Source organism: Streptomyces sp. SN-593 (genome assembly GCF_016756395.1).
Classification (GTDB): Bacteria; Actinomycetota; Actinomycetes; order Streptomycetales; family Streptomycetaceae; genus Actinacidiphila; species Actinacidiphila reveromycinica.
The window spans coordinates 4,007,037-4,030,669 of the sequence record NZ_AP018365.1 but is presented as its reverse complement, the minus strand read 5'-3'; the positions used below and the strand labels follow the sequence as shown (position 1 = coordinate 4,030,669).

The 23,633-nt window shown below is 75.9% G+C and carries 16 protein-coding genes; 7 read left to right on the top strand and 9 right to left on the bottom strand.

What is annotated here, in order from left to right; all coding sequences use genetic code 11:
- Window positions 1-200: 200 nt before the first annotated feature.
- The 3 genes from RVR_RS16870 to RVR_RS16860 all read left to right on the top strand — a co-directional run bounded on the left by RVR_RS16870 (window position 201) and on the right by RVR_RS16860 (window position 7,926).
- Window positions 201-3,152 (top strand): ATP-binding protein, encoded by a 2,952-nt coding sequence (locus RVR_RS16870; protein WP_202234648.1) that lies wholly within the window; start codon window positions 201-203, stop codon window positions 3,150-3,152.
- Between the two features lie 593 nt (window positions 3,153-3,745).
- Window positions 3,746-3,967 (top strand): hypothetical protein, encoded by a 222-nt coding sequence (locus RVR_RS16865; protein ID WP_202234647.1) that lies wholly within the window; start codon window positions 3,746-3,748, stop codon window positions 3,965-3,967.
- A 50-nt stretch (window positions 3,968-4,017) separates the two neighbouring features.
- The gene (locus RVR_RS16860) at window positions 4,018-7,926 is read left to right on the top strand and encodes a carboxypeptidase regulatory-like domain-containing protein (protein ID WP_202234646.1); all 3,909 of its coding nucleotides are present in this window, start codon (window positions 4,018-4,020) and stop codon (window positions 7,924-7,926) included.
- Window positions 7,927-8,009: 83 nt separating this feature from the next.
- Here RVR_RS16860 and RVR_RS16855 read toward each other — a convergent pair whose 3' ends face one another.
- The 6 genes from RVR_RS16855 to RVR_RS16830 form a co-directional block, all read right to left on the bottom strand.
- A complete protein-coding gene (locus RVR_RS16855) occupies window positions 8,010-8,513 on the bottom strand; it encodes a hypothetical protein (RefSeq protein WP_202234645.1) in 504 nt (167 codons plus the stop codon).
- Window positions 8,497-8,988, bottom strand: a complete 492-nt coding sequence (locus RVR_RS16850) for an RNA polymerase sigma factor (RefSeq protein ID WP_202234644.1) — start codon at window positions 8,986-8,988, stop codon at window positions 8,497-8,499. The genes RVR_RS16855 and RVR_RS16850 overlap by 17 nt, the downstream gene beginning before the upstream one ends.
- Window positions 8,989-9,157: 169 nt before the next feature.
- On the bottom strand, window positions 9,158-9,814 hold the full coding sequence (locus tag RVR_RS16845) for a class F sortase (protein ID WP_202234643.1): 657 nt from the start codon (window positions 9,812-9,814) through the stop codon (window positions 9,158-9,160).
- Complete coding sequence (locus RVR_RS16840) at window positions 9,811-10,197, bottom strand: Tat pathway signal sequence domain protein (protein WP_202234642.1); 387 nt, start codon at window positions 10,195-10,197, stop codon at window positions 9,811-9,813. Before RVR_RS16840 ends, RVR_RS16845 begins: the two co-directional genes overlap by 4 nt.
- Window positions 10,198-10,470: 273 nt before the next feature.
- Entirely contained in the window at window positions 10,471-11,898 is a 1,428-nt protein-coding gene (locus RVR_RS16835) for a DUF2252 domain-containing protein (RefSeq protein WP_237404795.1), read from the bottom strand.
- Between the two features lie 173 nt (window positions 11,899-12,071).
- Window positions 12,072-13,445, bottom strand: a complete 1,374-nt coding sequence (locus RVR_RS16830) for a cation:dicarboxylate symporter family transporter (RefSeq protein WP_202234641.1) — start codon at window positions 13,443-13,445, stop codon at window positions 12,072-12,074.
- Between the two features lie 257 nt (window positions 13,446-13,702).
- Between RVR_RS16830 and RVR_RS16825 the strand changes: the two genes are divergently transcribed.
- The 3 genes from RVR_RS16825 (at window position 13,703) to RVR_RS16815 (ending at window position 18,394) form a co-directional block, all read left to right on the top strand.
- Window positions 13,703-15,412: a sensor histidine kinase gene (locus RVR_RS16825; RefSeq protein WP_202234640.1), complete on the top strand. Its 1,710-nt coding sequence runs from the start codon at window positions 13,703-13,705 to the stop codon at window positions 15,410-15,412.
- A gap of 44 nt (window positions 15,413-15,456) precedes the next feature.
- Window positions 15,457-16,206, top strand: a complete 750-nt coding sequence (locus tag RVR_RS16820; protein WP_202234639.1) for a response regulator — start codon at window positions 15,457-15,459, stop codon at window positions 16,204-16,206.
- Window positions 16,207-16,705: 499 nt separating this feature from the next.
- Window positions 16,706-18,394 carry a ricin-type beta-trefoil lectin domain protein gene (locus RVR_RS16815; protein ID WP_237404794.1) on the top strand — a complete coding sequence of 563 codons (1,689 nt, stop codon included), beginning with the start codon at window positions 16,706-16,708 and terminating at the stop codon, window positions 18,392-18,394.
- 41 nt (window positions 18,395-18,435) lie between these two features.
- Here RVR_RS16815 and RVR_RS16810 read toward each other — a convergent pair whose 3' ends face one another.
- The gene (locus RVR_RS16810; RefSeq protein ID WP_202234637.1) at window positions 18,436-18,936 is read right to left on the bottom strand and encodes an FG-GAP-like repeat-containing protein; all 501 of its coding nucleotides are present in this window, start codon (window positions 18,934-18,936) and stop codon (window positions 18,436-18,438) included.
- Window positions 18,937-18,978: 42 nt separating this feature from the next.
- Complete coding sequence (locus RVR_RS16805) at window positions 18,979-19,812, bottom strand: PIG-L family deacetylase (protein WP_202234636.1); 834 nt, start codon at window positions 19,810-19,812, stop codon at window positions 18,979-18,981.
- Between the two features lie 465 nt (window positions 19,813-20,277).
- On the opposite strand from RVR_RS16805, the gene RVR_RS16800 reads away from it, so the two are divergent.
- On the top strand, window positions 20,278-21,663 hold the full coding sequence (locus tag RVR_RS16800) for an FAD-binding oxidoreductase (RefSeq protein WP_202234635.1): 1,386 nt from the start codon (window positions 20,278-20,280) through the stop codon (window positions 21,661-21,663).
- Window positions 21,664-21,840: 177 nt separating this feature from the next.
- Here the strand turns inward: RVR_RS16800 and RVR_RS16795 are convergent, their stop codons facing one another.
- Window positions 21,841-23,478, bottom strand: a complete 1,638-nt coding sequence (locus RVR_RS16795) for a M48 family metallopeptidase (protein ID WP_202234634.1) — start codon at window positions 23,476-23,478, stop codon at window positions 21,841-21,843.
- Window positions 23,479-23,633: the final 155 nt, after the last annotated feature.

The following is a 23,633-nucleotide window of genomic DNA, read 5'->3' as shown; positions in this document are numbered from 1 at the left end:
CGGCCCACCAGCCCGGCGCCGGCTTCCCGCGGCGCCGTCCGGCCCCTCCGGGCGGACCACCGCGGTCCGCCCGGAGGGGCCGTCCGCGTACGAGGGGTCCGGGGGCGCGGCCGGGATCGTCGGCCCGCGGGGCGGTACGGGAACCCCGAGGTCGCGGGCCACTTGGCACAATGTGGGCACCCGGCGGAGCGGAGGCGCGGATGAGTGCAGCAAAGAGTGCCGGCGGCCCGGCACGCCGGCCCGACCTCGTCCCCCGCCTCGCCGTCCCCCGCCTCGCCGGGCGCGACCGCGATCTCGCGCTGTTCGAGCAGGCCCTCGACGGGCGGCCGGGGCTCGTGGTGGTCGCCGGCGAGGCGGGCATCGGGAAGACCCGGCTGCTCCACGAACTCCTGCCGCGGCGCCCGGAGACCGCGCTGGTCGCCGTCTGCCCGCCGTTCCGGGAGCCGTACACGCTCGGCCCGGTCGTGGACGCGGTGCGCCGGCTGGCCGGGTCCGTCGCCGGCCTGCCGCTGACCGGGCTGGCCGGGGCGCTGCGGCCGCTCTTCCCCGAGTGGGCCGAGCACCTGCCGCCCGCGCCCGAGCCGCTGCCCGACGACGCCGCCGCGCGGCACCGCCTGCTGCGCGCGCTCGCCGAACTCGTCGACGCCCTGGGCGTCGGGCTGTTCGTGGTGGAGGACGCGCACTGGGCCGACGAGACCACGCTCGAACTGCTGCTGTTGCTGCGGGCCCGGTGGGAACACGGCCCGCGCCTGGTCCTCACCTACCGCCCCGAGGACGTCCGCCCGCGGTCGCCGCTGCGCCGGCTGGTCGCCCAGGCGGGCGTCACCCGCCTGGAACCCGCGCCCCTGGACACCGCCGGCACCGCCGACCTGGTGTCCTCGATGCTCGGCGGGGAGCCGGTCTCGGTGGAGTTCGCCGAGTTCCTGCGCGCCCACACCGACGGGCTGCCGCTCGCGATCGAGGAGTCCGTCCGGCTGCTGCACGACCGCGCCGACCTCGTCCACGAGGACGGCGCGTGGCTGCGCCGCGACGTCGCCGAACTCGACGTGCCGCCCGGCATCCGCGAGGCGGTGCTGGAGCGGATATCCCGGCTGCGGCCGGCGGTCGGCCGGGCACTGGCCGCGCTTGCGGTGCTGGAGGGGGAACGGCCGCCGGCGCTGGTCGCGGAGGTCGCCGGAGCGCCCCCGGCGGACGTCTCGGCCGGCCTGGCCGAGGCGCTGGCCGGCGGGCTGCTCCAGGAGGACCGCGAGGGCCGGGTGTCCTTCCGCCACGTGCTGGCCGCGCGCAGCGTCTACCACGACCTCGGCGCCGCGGAGCGCGGCCGCCTCCACCGCCGCGCCGGGCGCGCCCTGGAGCGCGAGCCGGTGCTGCGGGCCGCCGAACTGGCCCGGCACTTCCGGGAGGCGGGCGACCCGGCGCGCTGGGCGGCCCACGCCCGGCGGGCGGCGGACGACGCCATCGCCTCCGGCGACCCCCGCACGGCGTTCGGGCTGCTGCTGGACCTGCTGGTCGGCGGCGCCGTCCGCGGCGCGGCGGTCGCCCCGGTGGTGCAGCGCATGCCGCTGTACGCCGCCCCCGGCGACGACCCGCTGCGCGCGCTCGTCGCCGTGCTGCGCGAGACCGCCGCCGGCGAACTCGGCGACGAGGAGCGGACGGAGGCGACCTGGCAGCTCGCCCGGCTGATGTTCCACGTCGGCGACCCCGGGAACGCGGCGGCCGCGATGGAGCGGGCCGTGCCGGGGCTGGTCCGGGACCGGCCGGTCGCCGCGGTCCACGCGATGATGATGCTCGCCCGCCCGCTGGGCACCACCCACCCGGCCGCGCGGCACCGCGCCTGGCTGGAGCGGGCCGGGCGGCTGTCCAGGACCTGTCCGGGCTCCCCGCAGGAGCGGCTCTCCTTCCTCATGGACCGCGCCGCGACCCTCCTGGTCCTCGGGGACCCCGCCGGCTGGGCGGCGGCGCGCGACCTGCCGGACGCGGGGGAGACCCCCGGGGAACTGCTGCAACGGGCCCGGGGGTTCGCCAACCTCGGTGAGGCGGCGATGCTGTGGGGCCGGTACGACGAGGCCCGGCGGCTGCTCGACGCGGCCGCCGCGCTGGCCGAGGAGCACCGGCACCTGCGCCTGCGCGACCTCGTCGGGGGCACCCTCGCCCACCTCGACTGGCTCACCGGCGGCTGGACCGGCCTGGGGCGGTGGGCCGCGACGGCGCTGGACGCCGGCGAACCCGTGCTGCGCGCCGACGCGTTGCTGCTGACCGGACAGCTCGACGCCGCCCGCGGCCGTCACCGGGAGGCCGCCGAGAAGACCCGCTCCGCCGCCGCGACCGGGCGGCCGCGCGGCCCCGCCGACGGGTTCCGCGACCCGTCCGCCGTGCTCGCGCGGCTGGCGCTGGCGGCCGGCCGCCCCGCGGAGGCGCTGGCCGCCACCGATGCCGCCTGGCGGCTCGTCGAGGCCAAGGGGCTGTGGCTGTGGGCCGCCGAGATCGCCCCGCCGCGGGTGCGCGCCCTGCTCCAGGAGGGCCGCGCGGGCGAAGCCGCCGACGCGGCGGGGGCGTTCGCCGCGGGGACCCGCGGACTCGACGCGCCGATGGCGACCGCGGCCCGGCTGCTCGCCGAGGCGCTGCTCGCCCGCGACGGCGGCGAACCCCTCGCCGCGGCCGGGCTGTTCGAGGAGGCGGCGGCCGCGTGGGAGGTGCTGCCGCGGCCCTACGACGCGCTGCTCGCCCGGGAGGCGGCGGCGCGGTGCCGCCTCGCCGCCGGTCCCGGCGGTCCGGCGGGCGCTCCGGCGGTCGGTGCGCTCCGGGAGGTCTTCGCCGGGCTCACCGCGCTCGGTGCGGCGGGGGACGCGGAACGGGTGCGGGGCGCCCTCGCGGAGGCGGGGGCCAGGGTCGGCGGCCGGGCCGGCCGGCCCGGCTACGGCGACCGGCTCTCGCCGCGCGAACTCGACGTGGTGCGGCTGCTCGTCGAGGGGCGGACCAGCGCCCAGATCGCCCGCGTGCTGGGGCTCTCGCCCCGCACCGTCGAGAAGCACGTCCAGGCCGCGATGCGCAAGCGCGGCGCCCCCTCGCGCACCGCGCTGGCCGTCGCCGCGGTGGAGTCCGGCGACGTCCCCCCGGCCGCCCGCCGCCGGCCCCCGCCGTCCTCCGCCTGACGGCTCACCTCGCCCGTCCCCTCTCATGCGGGGCCGCCCCGCACGCGTGAACGGACGGGCCGGATACGGCGGTTGGTCCTGCCGTCCTGCCGTCCTGCCGTTCCTGCCGGGCCGGGTGCCAGGTGGGGAGCGCGGCGCCGGTGGGGTGGCGCCGCGGGTCCGCGTCCGGTGGGCCGACCCGACCGCGGCCGTGCGGGCTTGCGCACGGAGTACGGCTGCGGGGGCGTGGGCGGACTCCGCCCCCCGCCGGGCCGCGCGCGGCGGCGCGCGGGGACCAAGTCGGCGGCCCGGGTGGGGAGCCCGCTGCGCCGACCCGGTGGTGCCGCGGCCGGTGGCCTACGGGGGCACCCGACGGATCTCGCTGGGGTGCGCGTGCCGTGGCCGCCCGCCTCCGGCGGGTGCGGGGGCGGGCGGGTGCCGGCGCCGTACGGGCAGGGCCCGGGGGCGGGCGGACCCGGCCGCGGGGAGCGGCGGGGGCGCCGTTGTCGCAGGTGGGAAGGGGGTTCCGGGATTTCCCGGGTAGTTCTGCGCATTGCCCCCTGCTCGCCGCGCGGCGTTCACTGCTTGCCCTGGGACAGAACGGAGCAGCCGCGATGACTTCTGGCAACGGCGCCGAACCGTCAGGCGGGCAGCCGGCGGCCGACCACGGCGACGGCGCCCTCGACACCTCCGCCGACAACCCCACCGAGGGCGCGGAGCCCGAGGGCGGGGCCGTCGACGGCGAGGACACCCCCGTCGATCCGGCCCCGGAGGCGAGCGCGGACCCGCCGCGTACCCGCCACCGGAAGGCCGGCGTGGAGTACCGGCCGGTCTGACCAGCACCCCACCGCGCCGGCCCGGCCGGCGCATCCTCCCGAGGAGTCCGATGCACAGACGCATACGCATGGGTGCCGCCGCCGTGGCGGCCGCCTGCGCGGTGGCGTTCGGCCTGACGGCCGCCGCCCCGGCGCAGGCGGCGCCGGCCGCCGCCGGCGCCACCCCGCAGAGCACGCTGGGCTACCAGCCCGCGGCGTGCGCCGTCCCGGTGCCCGCCGCCGACCGCAAGGGCGACGCGCCCTACGCCACCTGCGACCTCATGGACGTGACCGCCGGCCACGGCACCGCGGCCGGCAGTTCGCCGACCCCGCCCGCCGCCGCCCTCACCCCGAGCGACCTGAAGGCGGCGTACGACCTGCCCTCCGGCGGCGCGGGCGAGACCGTCGCGATCGTCGACGCCGGCGGCTACGCCACCGCCGAGGCCGACCTCGCCGTCTTCCGCGCCACCTACGGGCTGTCCGCGTGCACCACGGCGAACGGCTGCTTCACCAAGCTGGACCAGGACGGCGGGCACAGCTTCCCGCCGGAGGACGCCAGTTGGTCCCTGGAGACCGCGCTCGACCTCGACGCGGTCTCCGCGGCGTGTCCGGACTGCCGCATCCTGCTGGTGGAGGCCGACTCCGCCAGCATCGACGACCTCGGCCAGGCGGTGGACACCGCCGCCGCCGCACACCCGGTGGCCATCTCCAACTCCTACGGAGTCCCGGGCGAGTTGAGCGACCCGGCGGCCTACGACCAGTACTACGACCACCCGGGCATCGCCGTCACCGCGTCCACCGGGGACTACGGCAACGTCGTCAACTGGCCCGCGTCGAACCCGGACGTCGTCGCCGTCGGCGGCACCACGCTGAACCGCGACGCCTCCACCGGGCGCGGCTGGACCGAGTCGGCCTGGGCCTCGGGCGGTTCGGGCTGCTCGGGCACCGAGCCGAAGCCGGCCTACCAGCAGGCCCTCGACACCGGCTGCGACAACCGCGCCATCGGCGACGTCTCCGCCGACGCCGACCCCGCCACGGGGCTCGGCATCTACAACTCCAGCGCCGTGGGCGGCTGGGAGCAGGTCGGCGGCACCTCGCTGTCGTCGCCGCTGATCGCCGCGATGTACGCCCTGGCGGGCACCCCGACGCCCGGCACCTACCCGGTGACCTACCCGTACGCCGACACGAACGCCGCCGACCTCACCGACGTCACCACCGGCTCCGACGGCACCTGCGGCGACCAGCTCTGCACCGCCCGCGCCGGCTGGGACGGCCCGACCGGGCTCGGCAGCCCCGCCGGTGTCGGCGCGCTCCGGCAGGGCCCGCACGGCACGGTGACCGGCACGGTGCGCGGCACCGGCCAGGGCGCGGCCGCCGGCCCGCTCCAGGGCGTCGCCGTGACCGCCACCGACGCGGCCGGCCGCAGCTACACCGCGACCACGGACGCGTCGGGCGCCTTCACCCTCGCCCCCGCGGTCGGCTCCTACGCCCTGACGGTGACGCGGTTCGGCTACGCGAAGGCCACCGCCACGCTGAAGGTCGCCCAGGGACGGACGCTGAAGGAGTCCTTCACGCTGCGCGCCCTGCCCAGCCACGTCGTCTCCGGCACCGTCACCGACGCCTCCGGGCACGGCTGGCCGCTCGCCGCGTCGATCACGGTCGACGGCTACCCGGGCGGCGCGGTCGCCACCGACCCGGTCACCGGCCGGTACTCCGTGCGGCTCCCGGACGACGGGACCTACACGCTGCACGTGGCGTCCGGCCTCACCGGGTACCAGAACGCCGACTCCACCGTCGCCGTCGGCACCCGCGACGTCACCCACGACGTGTCGCTGCCGGCGGACGCCGCCCTGTGCACCGCCGCCGGCTACCGCTTCGGCTACCAGGGCACCACCACCGACTTCGAGGGCTGGCCCGGCGCCACCCCGCAGGACGGCTGGACGGTCACCGACGACAGCGGCTCCGGCGTCACCTGGCGCTTCGACGACCCGTCCGGCACCGGCAACGACACCGGCGCCACCGGGCAGTTCGCCGAGGTGGACTCCCTCGACGCCGGCACCTCCACCCACGAGACGACCAGCCTGGTCTCGCCGGTGCTCGACCTGAGCGGCGACGCCACCCCGATCGTCTCCTTCGCCAACTCCTTCAGCACGGCCCTGTACAACTCCAACGCCTACGTGGACGTCAGCACCGACGGTGGCGCCACCTGGACCGCGGTCTGGCACATGGCCAGGACGATCTCCCAGGGCCCCGAGGTCGTCACCCTCCCGCAGGCCGCCGGTGAGAAGGACGTGCGGGTCCGTTTCCGCTACGACGCGGTGCACTCCTGGTACTGGAAGGTCGACGACGTCTTCGTGGGCGACCGCTCCTGCGACGCCACCGCGGGCGGCCTGGTGGCCGGCACCGTGGACGACGCGCGCACCGGCGACGCCCTGTCCGGCGCCACCGTCAGCGTCGCGGGCACCCCGGCGGCGACCACGGCCGGCGGCGCCTACGAGCTGTTCGTGCCCGCGTCGGCCGCCGACCGCTCCGGCCGCACCACGCTGGGCGTCGTCGACGGCGCCTACACCGGCGCGACCGCGAAGGTGTCCGTCGCCGCCGACCGGGTCACCCGCAAGGACTGGAGCCTGGGCGCGGGCCACATCACCGTGTCCGGCGGCCCGTTGCAGGCCACCTTGTCACCGGGCCGCTCGACGACCAGGACGGTGACGCTCCGCAACACCGGCACCGCGCCCGTCCACGTCGTCCTCAACCCGCAGGACGGCTCGTACACGCCGGCGTCGCACGGCGGCAAGCCCGGCACCGGCGCGCCCGTCCGGCACGCCACCGGGGACTTCACCACCGGGCCGCTGCCCGCGGGCAGGGCCGGCTCGGCCGCCGCGTCCCCGGACGCCTCCGCCTCGCCGGCCGGCGGCACGGCGTGGACGACCGCCGACGCGCTGCCGGAGCCGCTCCAGGACAGCGGCTCGGTGACGATCGACGGCAAGGTGTACGTCTTCGGCGGCACCGACGGGTCCGGCCCGCTGTCCGAGGCCCTCGCCCACGACCCGGCCACCGGGGGCTGGCAGCGGCTCGCGCCCATGCCGGCGAAGCTGGAGAAGCCCGGCGTGGAGGCGGTCGGCGCGCAGATCTACGTGGCCGGCGGCTGGAACAGCGCCGGCGACGTCTCGGCCTCGGTGTACCGCTACGACCCGCGGCAGGACACCTGGACCGCGGTGGCTCCGCTCCCCTCGGGCGTGGTCGCCGGCGGCACGGCCGTCCTCGGCGGCCGGCTCTACGTGGTGGCGGGATGCGGCGGCAACTGCGTGCCGGTCTCGCAGGCGACCTACGTCTACGATCCGGTGGCCGACTCCTGGAGCCGCGCGGCGGACTACCCGACCACCGACTCGTGGCTGTCCTGCGCCGGCATCGGCGGCCAGGTCGTCTGCGCCGGCGGGACCGACCCGGTCACCGGGCAGGCCACGGCGGCGACGTACGCCCTCGACCCGGCCACGGGCACCTGGACGGCGCGCGCCGCCCTGCCCTACACCGCCTGGGGCATGGCGTCCGCCTCCTCCGGCGGGCGGCTGCAACTCGTCGGCGGCGTCGGCGGCGGGGAACTGACCAACCGCGCCGAGGAGTACGACCCGGACACCGACTCCTGGTCGGCCCTGCCGGCGGCCGACGCGCTGGTCTACCGGGGCAGCGGCTCCTGCGGGCTGTACGTCGTCGGCGGCTCGGACGCCGGCAACGAACCGGTCACCGGCGTCGAGCAGTTGCCCGGATACGGCGACTGCGGCAGCTCGGGCGACGCGGCCTGGCTGTCGGCGCCCCACACCGTCACCGTCGCCCCGGGTGCCGCCGTCACGGTGCGGGTCACCCTGGACGCGGGCGAGGCGGACCCGGCCGGCACGTACACGAGCGGGCTGACCGTCGTCACCGACTCGCCGTACACCGTCCCGGCACTCCCGGCGGTGATGAAGGTGACCGGCGGGCACTGAGCCCGCGCACCGGCCGACCCGCCCCGCGGCCGGGTCCCGTACGCACCGTACGGGACCCGGCTCCGCGGGGCGGGTGCGTGCGTTCAGCGGGCGGCGGCCGCCCCGCGGGCGGAGAGCGGCCGGCCGGACCCGGAAGGGGAAGCGGCGGTGGGAACGGCGGCCGTCGGCCGCAGCCGGGTGCTCGGCACCGTCCGCCCTGTGCTGGCGGTGGTGGACGCGGTGGGCCGGGACGGGGCCTGCCGGGGCGGGCGCGGGCTCGCGCTGGGGCGGTGCGTGGTGGGCACGGGCGAGGGCGGCGCGGTGGGCCCGGTCGCGGGCCCGGTCGCGGGGGGCGGGCCGAGCGGCGCCGCGGGGGCGGCGGGCGCGCCGGACCCCGCCAGGCGCAGCGGCAGCACCGCGAGGGCGGCCGCGGCGGCGCACAGGCCGGCCCCGAGCGCGATCCGCCGCAGCCGGCGCCGCGCGGCGCCGCGCCGGACCTTCTCGTACCGGCCCGGGGGCATGCCGAGGTAGGCGGGACCCGGCCGCAGGATGACGGTGAGCGGGTCGTCGGGGTCGAAGTCCTGACCGTCGTCAGACTGGGTGATCAAGGCTTCTCCTCAGGTGGGCGCGGAGCAGTTCCCGGGCGGTGTGGAGGTCGGACATCACGGTCCCCTCCCGCCGACCGGTGAGCTGGGATATCTCCCGGATCGGCAGGTCGGCGTAGTAGTGCAGCAGTATGGGCACGCGCAGCCGTTCGGGCAGCGACTGCACGAGCAGCCGGAGCGACGGGTCGGCCTCTTCCGGCCGGGGCCGGACCGCGGCCTCCACCGTGGCCCGGCGCACCGCCCGGCGCTCGCGCTCCAGCTTGCGCCAGTGGTCCCGGACGAGGTTGGTCGCGGTGACGTACAGGAACCCGCGCGGCTCGGCCACGGCCGTCCAGCGGGCCCACAGCCGGGTGAACGCCTCCGACGCGATCTCGTGGGCCGTCTCGTCGTCGTCGACCAGGCGGCGGCACCAGCCGGCCAGGCGCGGGTAGAAGGCGCTGAACAGCTCGGACGCTGCCTTCTCGCGGGACCGTTTCAACGCTCTCCATGTCGTGGTGGCTCTGGTCGGACCGGCGGGCCCGTGCGGCTGGCGTGCGGGCCCGGGCCGCCTCACCCGCGGCGTGCGCGGCGCGGTGTGCGGGGCGCGGCGTGCGGGGCGGTCCGGGACCCGCGGGCGCGGTCGGCGTCAGGAGCGGGCCGGCACCCGGTCAGGGCCCGGTCGGGACCAGTTCGGCGAAGACGATCACGTTGTCGAGGTAGCCGGTGCCCGAACGCGGGCCGCCGCACGTGATCAGCCGCAGCTCGGGGCGGTCCACGTCGCCGTAGACCGCGCCCGTCGGGAACGCCGACTTCGCCACCGTGGTGACGTCCGTGACGCTGAACTCCGGTGCGGCGCCGTCCGCCAGGCCGGCCGTGATCCGGTCGCCCGGGCGCAGCCGCGCGAGGTGGCGGAAGACGCCGTCGCCGTAGGCGCCGACCGTGACGTGGGCGAGGATCACCGACGGTCCGGTCTGGCCCGGCGTCGGCGAGTTCCGGTACCAGCCCGCGCGGTCGTGCGCCTCGATCGGCGGGACCTGCACGCTGCCGTCCGCGGCCAGCCCCAGGGACATGACCGGGGTGTCCACGCCGATGGCCGGGACGCGCAGCCGCACCGGCACCGAACGCCCCAGCGGGTGCACGGACTTCGCGGCGGGGCGCGGGGAGGCCGTCGTGCCCGCCAGGCGGGTGGCCGCCGGGTCCGTGCCCGCCGGACGGGCGGCCGCGGTGCCGCGCCCGGCCCCGCGGTCCGCCTGCCGGCCGCCGCATCCGGCGAGCAGCGACGCCGTCACCGCCGTGGCGAACGCCCGCCTGGACAGCGGCGTCACGCCCCGGTCGCCCGCCGGCGGCGCACCAGCAGGACCGCGCCTCCGCCGGCGGCCAGCACCACGGCCGCGCCGCCGCCGATCAGCCCGCCGTCGGGGCCGCCGTGCGAGGACGACGCCACCGGCGCCAGGCCGGTGTCCGGCGCGCCCTTCGGCACGGCGGCGACCTGGCCGGGCCGGGTCGCCCGCGTCGGGGCGGGGGCCGCGGTCGGGCGCGCGGTGGTGGCGCTCCGGGTGGGCGCGGGTACGGCCGAGGGCGCGGTGGTCGCGGTCCGCGCGGTGCTCGGCGAGGGGGACGGGGCGCTCCCGTCGGCGAAGGCGGGTACGGTGCCCGCCAGCACGGCGGTGCACGCGAGTGCCAGGGCGCTCAGGACAGTTCGGCGCATGGATCGCTCTCTTTCGTCGGTCCGCCCGCGCGGTGACGCGCCGGGCTCGGTTGCGGATCGACTGGAAGGACGAGGCGGGGCCGGAAGGGATTGTAAAGAGCCGGCAAAGTCGCGGCGGCGGCCCCCGGTGGTTCCCGGCGGGGGCCGACGGGGACCGGAACCCCGTACGAGTGGCGGTGCGGGACCCGTACCGCCACCAGGCGCGAACGCCCCTACGCCCGCGCGGCCTTGGTCCGCACGTCCGGTCCGGGGGTGCGGCGGGCGGCAACGCCCCTATGCCTGCGCGGCCTTGACGCGGCCGGACCCGGCGGCGGCCGCGAGCGCGGCGTGGTCCCGCTCGTTCTGGTCCGCGTAGGACTCCGCGAAGGCGGCGAGCGCGCGGTCGAACACGTCACCGCTCCCGAGGTACGCGGCGATCGCGATCCGGTCGCCGGACCGGGCGTGGGCGCGGGCGAGCGTGGCGCCGCACAGCTCGCCGAAGACGCGCATGCCGCGCGGCACCATCCGCGAGGGGTCCACGACCCCCTTCCAGTCGCGCAACTGGCGTACGTAGAAGTCGCGTCGGACACCGTCCAGGCCGTGGGTGCGCTCCCAGCCGAGGAAGATGTCGCCCGCCGACTGCATGAGCCGCTGACCGGCCACCACCCGCCGGCCCTGGATGTCGTACCGGCTGGCGCCCGCGTACGGCGCGAGCACGGACGCGGTCGCCTCCTTGGCCTGGAGGAACAGGGGGTCCCCGCGGTCCCGGCCGACCAGCAGCACGATCCAGCAGCGGGTGCCGACACTGCCGACACCGACCACCTTGCGCGCCATGTCCACCACCCCGAACTGCTCCAGCAGGTGCTGCCGGTCCGGGGCCAGCGAGCGCTGGTAGCCGGTGAGCAGGCCGCGCAGCAGCTCCTCGACCTGGCGGGCGTCCGCGCCGGGCAGCAGGTCGTCGAGGCGGGTGAGCACCGGCGGGTCGGAGACGATCCGCTGCCGCCCGTCCACGACCTCGGTGAGTTTGCGTGCGGCCTGGAGGCTGTCGCGGCCGCGCGCCTTGGCGAGTTCCGCCGACAGCTTCCGGCGGCCGCGTGCCTGCAACCGGCCCGCGGCCAGCTTCCGGAGCAGGTCGGCGTCGGCCCGGGCGTACCAGACGTCGAGGTCGCGCATCCCGGCGAAGCGCCGCATCTGCTCGCGGTACGACCGGACGGTGGCGCGCACGATCCCCCGGGCCTCGGCGCCGGTGAAGCCGTTCTCCCGCGCGGCGATCACCATGCTGGCCGCCAGCCGTTTCACGTCCCACTCCCACGGGCCCGGCAGCGTCTCGTCGAAGTCGTTGAGGTCGAAGAGCAGGTTGCGCTCGGCGGAGGCGAGCAGCCGGAAGTTCATCAGGTGGGCGTCGCCGCACAGTTGGGTGCGGAACCCGGAGACGGGGGTGCGTGAGAGGTCCTCGGCCATGACGGCGGCGGCACCCCGGTAGAAGCGGAACGGCGACTCCAGCATCCGGCCGTAGCGCAGCGGCACCAGCTCCGGCAGCCGGGTCGCCGACTGCCGCTCGACGGTGTCCACCGGGTCGGTGCGCTCGGCGGGCGGCGCGAACTGCGCGTGCGCGGACCGCGGTGCCCGAGCACGTGCCGCCTTTCCCTGCCGGGCCCGCTCCTCGGGCGACCGCATGGCCGCCCCGCCCACGGTGACGATTCCCGCGTCGGTCGCCTCCATCGCCGGCCCTTCCCGGCCCCGGTGTACGCGGACCCGGGGCCGTCTGCCGCTCTCGTCCCCCTCCGTCCAACGTACGACATCGCACCCCGCCCCACCTCCCGAGCGCGGGGGCGGGGCGGGGTGGACCGGGCGGACGGGGCGGGCGGGGCCGCCGGGAGGCCGCCTCCCGGCGGTCATCCGTACGCGGGGTCCGGGGCTCCCCCGGGAGCGGGGACCTCGGGGGCGGGTTCCGGCTCGGCGTCGACCAGCGTGCGCTCGTCGAACGGCAGGTCGCCCGCCAGCACCCGGGCGACCCGCTCGCCGTCGACCTCGTGCACCCAGGTCCCGACGAGGAGGGTGGCGACCGCGTTGCCGGCGAAGTTCGTCAGGGCCCGCGCCTCGCTCATGAAGCGGTCGATCCCCACGATCAGGCCGACCCCGTCGACCAGCGCGGGCTGGTGCGACTGGAGGCCGCTGGCCAGGACGGCGATCCCGGAACCCGACACCCCGGCCGCGCCCTTGGAGGCGACCATCATGAACAGCAGCAGCCCGATCTGCTGGCCCAGCCCCATCGGGCGGTCGAGCGCGTCGGCGATGAACAGCGAGGCCATGGTCAGGTAGATCATGGTGCCGTCGAGGTTGAAGGAGTAGCCGGCCGGCACCGTGACGCCGACGACCGGGCGGCTGACCCCCAGGTGCTCCATCTTCGCGATGAGCCGCGGGAGCGCGGACTCCGACGACGAGGTCGACAGGATCAGCAGGAACTCCCGGCCCAGGTACCTCAGCAGCCGGAACAGGTTGACCCCCGTGACCAGCCGCAGCACGGTGCCGAGCACCACCACGACGAACAGCACGCAGGTGGTGTAGAAGCCGATCATGATGGTGGCCAGCGCCTTGAGCGCGTCCGTGCCCGTCTCGCCGACGACGGCGGCCATCGCGCCGAACGCGCCGACCGGGGCGGCCCACAGGATCATGGACAGCACCCGGAACACCAGCTTCTGGAGGTGGCCGATGCCGCGCAGCACCGGTTCGCCGGAGCGGCCCATCGCCTGGAGGCCGAAGCCGACCAGCAGGGCGACCAGCAGCGTCTGGAGCACCTCGCCGTCGGTGAGCGCCGACAGCAGGCTGGTCGGGATGATGCCCAGCAGGAAGTCGACGGCCCCGACATGGGCGTCCGCCGCCGCGGTGTGGCCTATGTGCCGCGTCGCCTCGGTCAGGTGGAGACCGGAGCCCGGGTGCAGCAGGTTGCCGACGACCAGGCCGATGGCCAGCGCGACCGCGGACATCACCACGAAGTAGCCGAGCGCGAGGCCGCCGACCCGGCCGACCTTCGCCGCCTGCCGGACCGAGCCGACGCCGAGGGCGATGGTGCAGAAGATGACCGGCGAGACCATCATCTCGATCAGGGCCACGAAGCCCGTCCCCAACGGCTTGAGCTCCCTGCCGAAGTGCGGCCACAGCAGCCCGGTGGCGATGCCGAGCAGCACCGCGGCGATCACGGCGACGTACAGGTACTGTGTGCGGTCCCGCCGGCTGGCGGGCGGTGTCCCCACGGGCGTTTCGGGCATGGCTGGTCTCCTCGACGGCGTCGGTGGCGTCCGGAGCGTGCCGCCCGGGTCGCCGGCTCCCGGGCCGCGGGGTCCCGGGTCGGGGTCCGGTCGCGGGGGCGCGGCGGTGCGGCGGTCGTCCGGGACACGGCAGTGCGTGCGGCTCACGTCCTGGCGGTCCCCGTGACTATCGCGGTCCGCGTGACGTGCGTCACGGTTGTGTTCGTTGAGTTCACGCCGAGTTGAGTTCACGCCGAACCGAGAGGCGGGCCGATGCCATGGAGGCGCCACGCGTGCCCTATCCCCGCAGCCTGGCCGGGCAGTTGTTCGCGATGCAGGCCGTCCTGGTCGCGCTGGCCGTGACCGCGTGCGCGATCTTCAGCTACGTCAGCGACGAGCGGCAGGCGGAGGCGTCCGCCCGCCGGCAGGCCACCGCGGTGGCCCGGGCCGTCGCGGACACCCCCGCGGTGGAGCGGGCCGCGAGCGCCGGCGGGAAGCCGGCGGCGGCCCTCCAGCCGTACGCGCTGTCCGTCCAGCGCGACACCGGGGTCGACTTCGTGACGATCATGGACACCCACGGCATCCGCTGGACCCACCCCGACCCCGCCGAGATCGGCCGCCGCTACCTGGGCCACATCGCCCCGGCCCTGCACGGCCGCACCTTCGCCGAGACCTACACCGGCACGCTCGGGCCGTCGGTGCGGGTGATCACCCCGATCCGGTCCGGCACCCGGATCACCGGGCTGGTCAGCGCCGGCATCACCGTCCAGGCGATCAGCGCGCGCTCCCGCAGGCAACTGGCCGCGCTGGTCGGCGTCGCGGCAGGTGTGCTGGCGCTCGGCGGCGTCGGCACCTACCTGGTCAACGCCCGGCTGCGCCGCCACACCCACGGCATGAACGCCCGCGACCTGCACCGCATGCACGACTACCACCAGGCCGCGCTGCACGCCGTACGGGAGGGGCTGCTCCTGCTCGACGGTGGGCAGCGCATCGCGCTCATCAACGACGGCGGGCGCGAACTGCTGGGCCTGGAAGGGGAGGTGGTGGGCCGGCCGGTCGGCGCGCTCGGCCTGCCCGACGCCCTGACGGCGGCGCTGCTGGACCCCGCGGCCCGCGTCGACGAACTCCACCTGACCTCCGAGCGGGTCGTCGTCGTCAGTACCGCCCCGGTCTCCGGCGGCGAGCAGCGCGGCACCCTGGTGACCCTGCGCGACCACACCGAACTCCAGGTCCTCCTGGGGGAGTTGGACTCCGAGCGGGGCTTCAGCCGGGCGCTGCGCGCCCAGGCGCACGAGGCCGCGAACCGGCTGCACACGGTGGTCTCGCTGATCGAACTGGGCCGCGGGAGCGAGGCGGTGGACTTCGCCACGTCCGAACTGCGGGCGGCGCAGGCCCTCACCGACCAGGTGGTCGCGGCGGTCGAGGAGCCCGTGCTGGCCGCGCTGCTGCTGGGCAAGGCGGCACAGGCGAACGAGCAGGGCGTGGAGTTGGTGATCACCGACGACAGCCGGCTGGAGGACGGCCTGCTGCCCGCCGGCCTGGTACCGCGTGACCTGGTCACGGTCCTGGGCAACCTGATCGACAACGCGGTCGACGCGACGCGGGGGCTGCCTGCGGCCCGGGTCGAGGTCACGGTCACCGCCCGCGGGACGGGGGACGAACTGCTGCTGCGGGTGGCCGACACCGGCCCCGGCGTTCCCGCCGGCGACACCGACGCGGTCTTCGAACGGGGCTGGTCCACGAAGCCCGCGCCGCCCGGCGGGCGCGGCTTCGGCCTGGCCCTGGCGCGGCAGACCGTGACCCGCGACGGCGGCACGCTCACGCTGACCGCGGGACCCGACGGCGGCGCCGTCTTCACCGCGCGGCTGCCCCTGCGGCCGCCGCCCGTACCCGACGCGCCGCCCGGCTCCGCCCCCGGCTCCGCCCCCGGCTCCGCGCCGCCCGCACGTGCGGCCGCCGACCGCCCCGGGACGGGAGCGCCGGTGTGAGCGGGGAGGGGAGCGCGGACACGCGCGCGGGTAGGGACGGAGCCATGGGCACGGGTGCGAACGGGGACGTGGACGTGGACGGGGACGGGCGCGGGGGGACGGACGCGGACCCGGGCGGCCCGGCCATCCGCGTCCTCGTGGTCGAGGACGACCCGGTGGCCGCCGACGCGCACGCCCTCTACGTCGGACGCGTGCCGGGATTCACGGTGGTCGGCACGGCGCACAGCGCGGCGCAGGCCCGCCTGCTGATGCTCCGCGCCCCGGTGGACCTGCTGCTGCTCGACCTCTACCTGCCCGACGGCCACGGACTGGAACTCGCCCGCGCGCTGCGGGCGGCCGGGCACCGGGTGGACGTCATCGCGGTCACCTCCGCGCGTGACCTGGCGGTGGTGCGCGAGGGCGTCTCGCTCGGCGTCGTGCAGTACGTCCTCAAGCCGTTCGCCTTCGCCACGCTCCGCGACCGGCTGGCCGGCTACGCCAGGTTCCGCGCCGCGGCGGGCGAGGCGGGCAGCCAGGACGAGGTGGACCGGGCGCTGGCCGCGCTGCGCCCGTCCCGGCCCGCGGCCCTGCCCAAGGGGCTGAGCGCCCCCACCCTGGAGACGGTGGTCCGCACCCTCAGCGCCGCCCCGGCCGGGCTGACGGCGACCGCGACCGCCGCGTCGGCCGGGATCTCCCGTATCACCGCCCGCCGGTACCTGGAGCACCTGGTCGAGGCCGGCCGGGCCGACCGCAGCCCGCTGTACGGCCAGGTCGGGCGCCCCGAACTGCACTACCGCTGGCTGGACCGCCCCTGACGCGCCCCCGCCCGGCCCCTGACGCGCCCCGCCCGGTCCCTGACGTGCCCGGCCCCGGACGCGCACTGCTCCCCGACGCGCCCAACTCCCCACAGGCGGTCGGCGCACCGCCGCCTGTGTGCGACTTGTGAACGCCGGCCGCGCCGAACCCGGAAGAACCCGTGACTGTTCCCCCATGTGTTCGCTCCCGCGGAGACGCGGATCGGGAGGCGTGAGCCGGTCCCCGCCCTGGTCGGCGCACCCGCGGGCGGGTCCGCGGGCGCTTCGCGCGGGTGAACCGCGTCAGCCGTCTTGTCGAACGCCGGGACGATCGACATGCTGTGCACATGACATTCACATGGTGTCTGTCCCGCGGAACAGGCTGACGCACGTCGTCATCGTGTGCACCCGTGGCATCCCGCCAGGGGCGGCGTAGCGGACCCGCAGAACCATGCCCTTCCCGGAGGTCAGACATATGGGCTCACACCTCGCGAAGCCGCGCCGCGGCTGGTGGAAAAGAGTGTTCACCCTGGTTCCCGTCGTCGGCGCGATGGTGGCCGCCACCGCCGTCATGACGCCGAACGCCGAGGCGACGGTGCCCTCGGCGCCGTCGGGCTTCACCCTCACCTGGAGCGACGACTTCAACGGCGCGTCCGGCACCGGCATCGACCAGAGCCTGTGGAAGTACGACACCGGCCCGGGCAGCAGCTTCGGCACCGGTGAGATCGAGACCATGACCAACAGCACCTCGAACGTCTACTACGACGGTCAGGGTCACCTGGTGCTCCAGGCGAACCACTCCGGCTCCGACCCGGGCAGCGGGTGGACGTCCGGGCGCGTGGAGACCCAGGCGGCGACCTTCGGCGCCCCGGCGGGCGGCGTGGTCCGCATGGAGTCCGTGCTCCAGCAGCCCAACGTCACCACCGCCAACGGCGCGGGCTACTGGCCGGCGTTCTGGATGCTCGGCTCGACGCTGCGCACCGGCACCACCTGGCCGACCTCAGGCGAGATCGACGTCATGGAGGACATCAACGGCCGCAGCTCCGACTTCAGCACCATCCACTGCGGGGTGAGCCCGGGCGGCCCGTGCAACGAGTCGACCGGCATCGGCTCGGGCGAGCGCGCCTGTTCGGGCTGCCAGACCGGCTTCCACGACTACGCCGTGGAGATCGACCGCTCGACCTCGCCGGAGCAGGTGAGGTTCTACCTCGACGGGAACAACTTCTACACGGTCAACGCCAACCAGGTGGACGCCACGACCTGGGCCAACGCGATCGACCACCCGTTCTTCATCATCTACGACCTGGCGATGGGCGGCGGCTTCCCGGCGGCCTTCGGCGGCGGCCCGAACGCGGCCACCGTCTCCGGCGGCAAGCTCGTCGTCGACTCGGTCGCCGTCTACAACAAGGCGCCCGGCACCGGCGGTGGCGGCGGTGGCGGCACCGTGAGCGGCCAGACGATCACCGGCCCCGGCGGCAAGTGCGTGGACGTGGCGGGCGACGACACCGGCGGCGACGGCACCGCGGTGCAGTTGTGGGACTGCCAGGCGGCGGCCAAGGACCAGCACTGGACGTGGAGCGGCCAGACCCTCCAGACCCTGGGCCGGTGCCTGGACATCGCCGGGGGCGTCAACGCGGCCGGCACGAAGCTCCAGTTGGCCACCTGCAACGGCGGCGGCTACCAGAACTGGGTGCGTCAGGCCAACGGATCGCTGCTGAACCCGACCACGGGCCGCTGCATCGACTCCCCGTCGGGCGCCACCGCGAACGGCACGCGGCTCCAGATCTGGGACTGCAACGGCTCGGCCGCGCAGCAGTACGCCATCGGCACCCCGATCTACGGTCCGGGCGGCAAGTGCGTGGACGTGGCGGGCGACGACACCGGCGGCGACGGCACCGCGGTCCAACTGTGGGACTGCCAGCAGGCGACCTCCCTCGACCAGAAGTGGACCTGGAGCGGGCAGACCCTGCGCACGCTGGGCCGGTGCCTGGACATCGCCGGGGGCGTCAACGCGAACGGGACGAAGCTCCAGTTGGCCACGTGCAACGGCGGCGGCTACCAGAACTGGGTCGCCAACTCCGACGGTTCGCTGTCCAACCCGACCACGGGCCGGTGCGTCGACTCGCCGTCGGGGGCCACCGCGAACGGCACGCGGCTGGAGATCTGGGACTGCAACGGCACGGCCGCGCAGAAGTTCGGCCTGGCGTAGGCCGGGCGATCCCGAACGGCTCGGGCGGAGGACCCCACCCTCTACGGGCGGGGTCCTCCGCCGTGTCGGGGTCGGCCCCGGCCCCCGCCGAGCCGCCGGGGCGCGTCCGTGGCGGAGGTCATTCGGCGCTGTGCGGGCTGGTGAAGGAGAAGCCGAGGCCCGGCTGGGAGGCGTCGAGCGAGGTCACTCCCGCGGTGGGGCCGCGTGAGGGCGCCGTCCGTGAGGCCCGGCAGCCAGAACAGCTCGGACGTGCCGTCGCCGTCGACGTCGCCGACCGCCAGCGACGCGCCGAACATGCATGACGTCCGCCCGGCTCCGTACCCGGAGGGGGCGGACAGGGTGCCGCCGCCGGAAAGCCCGTTCGGACCGCCCCGGACGACGTTGACGGTGCCGCGTCCCGCGGTGTCGCCCACGCCCTCCTCGGGAGTCCCCACGATCAGGTCCGCGTAGCCGTCGCCGTCCAGGTCCGCGCTCGCCGTGGCGTCCCCGAACTGGTCCCACGCCTCCGGCGCCCCCGGAACGCCCTCGCTCGCCTGCGTCACCACCGTTCGGCGACCCGCGCCGACACCGTGGCGGCGGGCGGGTCAGCGCAGACCGGCGAAGAGGTCGTTCTCGGGTACGGCCGCGCCGGTGGTGTCCCGGACCCGGAGGAAGGTCTCCACGCCCATCAACTCGCCGAACCTCTCCCTGCCCATCTTGAGGAAGAAGATGTTCTCGCCCTGGCTGGCGTGCGCGGCCAGCGCGTCGAACTTCTGACCGCTGAACGCGGTGGTGTCCACCCACGTGGTGATCTCGTCGTCGGGGAGGCCGATCTCGGCCATCGCGGCGGCCTCGGCGGGATCCGGTTCGGGCATCTCCTCCCCGAACTCGCGCATGACCTCGCCGAACCGCTGCATCATCGAGCGGGGCATCGTGGTCCAGTACACCTTCGGCGTCAGCCCGGTCATCTCCAGCGCCGCCATCGTGATGCGGTGGGCCTGGATGTGGTCGGGGTGGCCGTAGAAGCCGTTCTCGTCGTAGGTGACGACCACGTCGGGCCGGTAGTGCCGCATGAGTTCCGCGAGTCGGGCGGCGCCTTCCTCGACCGGGGTCCGCCAGAAGGACCCGGGGGCGTCGTTGCTCGGCCAGCCCATCATCCCGGAGTCGGCGTAGTCCAGCGTCTCCAGCTCGCTGATCTTCAGGACCTCGCAGCTCGCGTCGAGTTCCCGCCGGCGCATCGAGGTGACCGCCACCGGATCGTGCCCGGGGGCACCCGGCTTGACCCCTTCCGGTCCGTCCCCGCAACCGCCGTCGGTACATGTCACGAGAACCGTGCGGACGCCCTCCGCCGCGTACCGCGCGAGGACTCCTCCGGTTCCGGTGGCCTCGTCGTCGGGGTGGGCGTGCACTGCCATGAGCGTCAAGGGCCGGTCGGTCATGAAGGAGTCCTCCTGTTGGAATACGTCTTGGTCCGAAGTATGGAACGGGCGCACCACGATGTCGGGGCCCGGGCTTCTGGACCCGGCGGGCCGGGCGACCGCGCGGCCTCCGCGTTCCCCCGCCCGTGCGGCGCCGGTTCCCCGACCCGTGCAACCGTGCAGGCCGGGCCGGCTGTTCCCGCGGACCACCGGTCGGGTGGACGCGGAGGTGGACGCGGACGCGGAGGGGTGCCTCGGTGCGCCGGCGCCGGGATGCGGGCGGGGCCGGGAGGAGCGGGGCCGGGAGGAGTGGGACCGGGACGGGGCGGCGCCGGGATGCGGGCGGGGCCGGGTGGCGAGAGGCTGGAAACAGTGGCTCCGCGGCCTCGGGTGGCTGTGCGGCCCTGCGGGGGCGCCGTCGCACCGGCCGGCCGGAAGGGCGGGGCCGGTCACCGACCGTCATCGCGCCCCCGCGAGGAGTTCGTCATGGACGGCACGACGCTTCAGGGGATACGGACGGCGCTGCGCGGCCCGGTCATCACCGCCGAGGACGCCGCGTACGACGAGGCCCGCAGGGCCTACAACGCGATGATCGACCGGCGGCCGGCCGCCGTGGTGCGGTGCCGGGACGCGGGGGACGTACGCGACGCGGTCACCGCGGTCCGCGAGGCGGGACTGGAGATCGCGGTGCGCGGCGGCGCGCACAGCGGCCCCGGACTGTGCCTGGTGGACGACGGTGTCACGGTCGACCTGTCGCCGATGCGCGCGGTGCGCGTCGACCCGGTGGAACGGACCGCCCAGGTCGCCGGAGGGAGCGTCCTGGCGGACCTCGACCACGCCGCGCACGCCTTCGGCCTGGGCGTGCCGGCCGGGATCGTGTCGACGACCGGGGTGGCGGGTCTGACGCTGGGCGGCGGACACGGCCACCTCACCCGCAAGTACGGCCTGACGGCGGACAGCCTGCTGTCCGCCGACGTCGTGCTGGCCGACGGCGAGTTCGTCACCGCGAACGAGCGTGACCACCCGGACCTGTTCTGGGCGCTGCGGGGCGGCGGCGGGAACTTCGGGGTCGTCACCTCGTTCACCTTCGGCCTGCACCCCGTGGACACCGTCCTCCTCGGGATCACCCTGTGGCCGCTGGACCGCATCCGGGAGGTGCTGCGCTGGTACCGCGAGTTCCTGCCGCAGGCGCCGAACGACGTCAACGGCTTCTTCGCGGAGCTGACCGTGCCGCCGGCCCCGCCCTTCCCCGAGGAGATCCACGGGCGGAAGATGTGCGGTGTCGTGTGGTGCGTGACCGGTGAGCCGGCGGGCGCGGAGAAGGCGCTCGCGGCGGTGGACGAGCCCGGGCCGCCCGGCTTCCGCTTCACCGCCCGGATGCCTTACCCCGTGGTGCAGTCGATGTTCGACGAGCTGATGCCGGCCGGGTTGCAGTGGTACTGGCGCGGGGACTTCTTCGACCGCATCACGGACGAGGCCGTCGAGGTGCACGCCGAGTACGCGCAGCGGCTGCCGACCGGCCTGTCGACGATGCACCTGTACCCGGTGGACGGTGCCGCGCACCAGGTGGCCCCGGGGGACACGGCGTGGGCCTACCGGGACGCGGTGTGGTCGGGGATCGTCGCGGGCATCGACCCGGACCCGGCCAACGCCGAGGCGATCAGGCAGTGGTGCGTGGAGTACTGGGAGGCGCTGCACCCGCACTCGATGGGCGGCGGCTACGTCAACTTCATGGGCACCGGCGAGAGCCAGGGCCGGGTCAGGGCCACGTACCGGGACCACTACGACCGGCTCGCGGACGTCAAGCGGACCTACGACCCCGGCAACTTCTTCCACGCCAACCAGAACATCGCCCCCTCCGCCCCGTCCTGACGTCCGCCCGACCGGGCGGCCCCTCCGCCCCGTCCGCCCCGTCCTGACGTCCGCCCCGTCCTGACGTCCGCCCGACCGGGCGGCCCCTCCGCCCCGCCCGCCCCGTCCTGACGTCCGCCCCGTCCTGACCGCCGTTCCGTCCGACCGGGCGGGCCCTGCGGAACCAGGGTCCGGTGGTCACGCGGACGGGCCGGGGGTTCCTCCGAGCAGGGCGCGCAGGGGCGCGGTGTCGGGCACGTCGGCGACGGCCGCGTCCAGTGCGTCGTCCATGCCCTTCTCCCACTCCGCGGGCAGGGCGAGGCCGGGCCGCCCCGACCACGCGATGTCCGGGGTGGCCTGGCCGGTCGAGGCGAGGCGCAGATGGACCATGCCCGCGAGTCCGTCGAAGATCCTCGGCCGGATGAAGTTGCGGGCCGACGCCCCGGTCAGCCGTGCGGCCTGGGGCGGCTTGGGCATGCGGTCGGCGACGTCCATCCACAGCAGGCCGCCGTCGAACGCGTCGAGTACCTCTTCCAAGCCGGGCAACCCGGTGTCCGTCCCCTCCCCCTCCAGTGCCGCGTCTCGTGCCCTGGCACCTCGGCCTGCGGGCGTTTTGTCGGTGCCCCGGACCGCGGTGCCCTGCGCCGCCGTGCGCAGTGCCCGGGCCACGGCGAGCCGCAGCGGCCGGGACCAGCCCTCGGCGTCGGCGACCGCGCGGGCCATGACGAGGTCGTCCCAGCTCAACCGCCGCAACGCCGCCGCACCCGGCGTCAGGGTGCGCGCCTCCAACGCGGCGAACAACCGGTCCGGGTCGCGCAGCAGGGTGAGCGCGGCCGGGTCGTCGGCCGACACGTCGTCCCGGTCATCGGAGGGCAGCTTCTCGATCGCGGCGAGGCGCTCGGCGGTCGGGGGATGCGAGTTGTACCGGTGCGGCCGCGGCGGCCGCTGCCCGGCGGAGAGAGCCGCGAGCCGCTCACCGGGGCGGGCGGCGATCAGCCGCCGGAAACCTCCGTGGATCTCGCCCACCGGCGGCAGCGCACCCAGCGGTCCGCCCATCCCGGCGTACGCCTCCAGATAATGGGCGTGGGCGGCGTGCAGGACCGGGAGGGCGCGCAGGGCGGCGGCCGTCGCGTCCCGACCCGCGTGCCGGGCGGCCAACTGGTCGGCGGCCAGCTCCTGGTGGCGGGCCATGGACTGCGAGGTGCGAAGGAACATCCGGGCGTAGCCGACGTACAGGGAGCCGATCACGTAGTGCAGCCGGGTGGTGCCCTGGCTGAACACCTTCACCGTGTGCAGGACCGCCTGCCGACCGCGCATGGTGACGCCGCCGAGCCGGGCGTCGAGGTTGGCGTAGTGCCCGAACTCGTGGGCGAGGACGGCACGCAGCCGCGGGACGGTCAACCCGGCGAGCAGCGGCACTCCCAGCAGCATGCGGCGCCGTCCGGGAAGCAGCCCCAGCAGACGGCTCTGCTCGGCGACCCCCGCGTTGACCTCGGCCGTCAGGTAGAGCTCGTCCGGCGGCGCCTCCCCCGAAGCCTCTGCCGCCGCGTTCACCTGTTCCCACAGCTCGGGTTGCTCTTCCGGCGTGACCGGTACGGCGTGCGGAACCGGGCCGAGGCGCCCGGCCCGCAGGAAGCTGAACATCCCCCGCAGGATCGCCACGGCCACCAGGGCGGTGACGGCCAGTACCGCGCCCTGGAACTCGACCACGCGGGAGAACAGCCGTGTCACCGCGAGCCAGTCGAAGACGGCCATGGCCGCCAGCAGCACCGCCCCCATCAGGTAGAAGCCGACCAGCAGGACGAGCGCGCGGACGGCACGGAGACGGAGCGACATCGGAAGGTTCCCCCCACAGGACCCGGTCGGCCCGAGAGAGCCGACGACGACCGCGGATTGTACCCAGGTCCAACCACGGCTGAGACCGCGAGGAACCGGTTCGGCCGCCGGAGGCGGTGACGAACCAGAAGCCCGGGAAGGCCCCGGAAGGGCCC